This window comes from Pseudorhodoplanes sp., assembly GCF_035565855.1.
In the GTDB taxonomy this organism is placed as follows: Bacteria; Pseudomonadota; Alphaproteobacteria; order Rhizobiales; family Xanthobacteraceae; genus Pseudorhodoplanes.
In genome coordinates this window covers 1-3,058 of record NZ_DATMRX010000014.1, presented here as the reverse complement: position 1 = coordinate 3,058, position 3,058 = coordinate 1, and the positions used below count along the sequence as shown (strand labels likewise).

Genomic DNA, 3,058 nt, shown 5'->3' with positions numbered 1-3,058 from the left:
AAATTTCAAAGCCCGTTCGAACACGCCGGCCTCATGCGCCAGCGGCACCGGCGCATGCCATTCGGTAAAATTCATGCCGAGATTGAAATCGAGCGACCAGTCGGATGGCGAGGTGAGGATGCCCGCATCGAGCCAGAGCTGATTGTCGCGCTGATCCTGGATCGTGAAATCACCCTGCACCTGCCGCCCGATATATTCCATCGGTCCGAAAGGCAGCGTGCTCGCGTCGCCGAACGTGAACGTCTGATCGATGCCGAGCGGGCGATTGATCCAATGCCACTGTGCACCATCGCGATGAAGTGTGAAGAGGTCGGGATAGTCGCGCGCCAGCGACGTCATCAGGAGGTCAAGCATCTCCCACTGCGCCGTCATCATGTGCGGCAACGCTTGGCAGCGGAGCGGATCAGCCTCGAGCACCATCGCGCGCTCGCGCATCTCGGATACGTAATGCTCGTCGATATCGAACGGGAATTCGACGACCGAGCCCTTCGGTCCCGGCTTATGCGGTTCGATGTTTACCGAATACCGATAGTGATCCTCAGCAAACGGAAACGGAAAACGCCGGATACCCGCAGGACTGTTCGTGAACGTGAAGTCGTCCCGGAACGTCTCGTCTCTAAATGTCAGTCCCATCCGGGGCTCCAGAATTCCAGTTCGCGCATTAAAGGTCGAGCGTGATCGACCCTGTTTGAATGCGCGACATGCAGATCATGATCTTGCGTCCGCTGACCTTCTCGGCCTCGGTCAGGTAGTGGTCATTGTGCGCGATGAAGTCGTCGCACGCGAGAACCTTCGTCTCGCATTGACCGCAGGCGCCGCCACGGCAGAGAAACGGCGCATCGATGCCGTGCTCTTCGAGCGCTTCGAGAATGCTCTGGTGCCCGCGCACGAGGATGTCTCGGCCCGAGCGGGCGAGCTTGACCACGAACGGCTTGCCCGCTGGCGGCGTGCTGAACTGCTCGAAATGCACGTTCTCGTCAGGCCAGCCGCTGAGCTTCGCTGTCTGCAGTGCCCAATCGATCATCGGCTTCGGCCCGCAGACGTACATGTGCGAGCCAAGCCGCTGCGCGCTCAAGACCTCTGCGAGCGGGATTAGCTGACCTTTGTCCTGCCGGTAGATGCTGACGCGAGAGCCATAACGCGATAGCAGATGATTGCAGTAAGCGCCGTCATCGAGCGAGCGCACGCCATAGTGCATTTCGAAATCGGATCCGAGCGCATCGAGATCGTCCATCATCGACATGAACGGCGTGATGCCGATGCCGCCAGCGACGAACACGTGCTTCCGTGCAGCCTTCCGAACGGGGAACAAGTTGAGCGGCTGCCCGATCTCGAGTTCCGACCCCACCGACACGTGCCCGTGCATGAAGCGAGAGCCTCCGCGCGAGTCATCGGCGTTCAAAACGCTGATCTCATAGCTCGACGTATCGGACGGCGAACCCATCAGCGAGTAGGGGTTCCGCATCAGCCGGTCGCCCGACCGCATGACGACGGAAATGTGCGAGCCGCCGGAGAATGCCGGGAGCGGAGCATTCCCGCTGTCCACCAGACGAAAGCGCTTGATGCGGTTCGCAACTGGCTCGACTTCGGCGACGCGCACGCGCCGGAGAAGATGTCCGCTCATGGGTACAGCGCCTTGATCGGAGGAAGTTCGCCGGGAGCTTCTGCGTCGGCGCGCACGCCCTGGAAGGCAGCGAGGCGGCGCGAATAGTGATCCCGAACTTGCAAGGTCACGCCGCACGCGCATGTCACGATGTTCGTTGTGACGTTGTCGATGAACGTCTTGCAGTGAATGCATTGCACGCGCCGCATCAGGCTGCCGCGATGTTCGGTCCGGATAGACGCGTGATCGATGCCGAGACCGGCCGCGGCCTGCACGACGAGGCCGATGAGAGGCTCCGAGCCGGCCGCATAAAGGCGCAAGCTCATGGTCGCAGCGCCCAGCAATTCGCGTAATCGCGCAATGCCTTCGGCAAGGCCCGGCTGAACGTCCATTGCCCCAGGCGCGAGCATACGCGCGATGGCCTGCCAATCGGCGTCCGCGAGATTGTCAGCCAGGATGACGGTCGTGCGTTCGGCAAACGCGCGATCGGCGCGCGCAAAAAGTTCTGCGACCGCCGCAGCCCCGGCTTTGTCGCAAACGACAATATTGCTGCGCGCGTGCAAGTCGGGAGCAAGGCCCGGATATACCGGGCGGCTTGTGATCTTGCTCACTGACATCACGTGCTCCAAGTGCTCGCCAGGCTGCGTGTACGCGCCTTTGAGTCCCGATTCTCATAGTTTGCCACCGCCGCGATAGCGAGGCCACACGGGACCAGCGAGCGACAAGCCGGTGCGATGTTTGCGGTTAACCGGCTGGGGCAAGGGCCGCCCAAGACGACGGCGCCCCCGAGGTCGGAACTGACCGCGCGCCGCTAGCGCGTGGCGCCCGTCGTCGCGATCGCCGAGGTCTCAATCGGGGAAGCAGGCTGACCAGCCTTGCCCGCAACCTCGAGTCGCTCGCCCTGTACCTTCGTCAGGAAGGCGTCCAGGCTCGGCCCCCAGATGTCCCAGCCCTGCCGGTCATCGGCGATGGTATGCCCGTCGCTGCCGTAGGCGGGGAGGATATGTTCTTCCGCGTTGCCGCCCGCGTGCTTCCAGGCACGCGCCAGATCCTCGGCGAGCGCGGGTCCGAAGTAACTGTCGTTCTCGGAATAAAACCAGATGCTCGGGACGTGCGCGTTGCCGCCGAACTTCTGAGCGGCCGAAATCAGGTCCGCTCGCCCGCAAACCGCGTTCGGCCGGCCGTAAGCATGCCCGCCGCGTCCGCCGGCGAAGTTCACGACCGCCTGCACTTGCGGAAGATTTCGTGACGCAAGCGCCAGCGACGCCCACCCGCCCGTCGAAACACCGGCAACGATCGTTTCGTTTTGGGAGATGAAGGGCTGCTGGGTCATGTAGTTGACCGTGGCCGCAACGTCGTCCGCGGCGATGTTGCCTGAAAGGAAATGATTAGGCCGATCGCATGTGCCGACGCCCTCGGAAAGCGGGCCGCCGGTGGCGCCATGACCACGGCGCT

4 protein-coding genes are annotated in these 3,058 nt (G+C 62.8%); all 4 read right to left on the bottom strand.

Annotated features, from left to right (window positions below):
- The coding region (locus tag VN004_RS00945; protein WP_325606232.1) for a DUF3445 domain-containing protein at positions 1-633 on the bottom strand (633 nt) is incomplete at its 3' end.
- Between the two features lie 28 nt (positions 634-661).
- Positions 662-1,624, bottom strand: coding sequence for a PDR/VanB family oxidoreductase (locus VN004_RS00940; protein ID WP_325027075.1), 963 nt, complete (start codon positions 1,622-1,624; stop codon positions 662-664).
- Positions 1,621-2,220: a dimethylamine monooxygenase subunit DmmA family protein gene (locus VN004_RS00935; RefSeq protein WP_325027076.1), complete on the bottom strand. Its 600-nt coding sequence runs from the start codon at positions 2,218-2,220 to the stop codon at positions 1,621-1,623. Before VN004_RS00935 ends, VN004_RS00940 begins: the two co-directional genes overlap by 4 nt.
- Positions 2,221-2,414: 194 nt before the next feature.
- On the bottom strand, positions 2,415-3,058 hold a 644-nt coding region (locus VN004_RS00930; protein ID WP_325606231.1), incomplete at its 5' end, for a dienelactone hydrolase family protein.

Bases quoted from the DNA above. Each gene is read 5' to 3' on its own strand.
- VN004_RS00940 (WP_325027075.1), bottom strand. From the start codon at position 1,624: ATGAGCGGACATCTTCTCCGGCGCGTGCGCGTCGCCGAAGTCGAGCCA.
- VN004_RS00935 (WP_325027076.1), bottom strand. From the start codon at position 2,220: ATGTCAGTGAGCAAGATCACAAGCCGCCCGGTATATCCGGGCCTTGCT.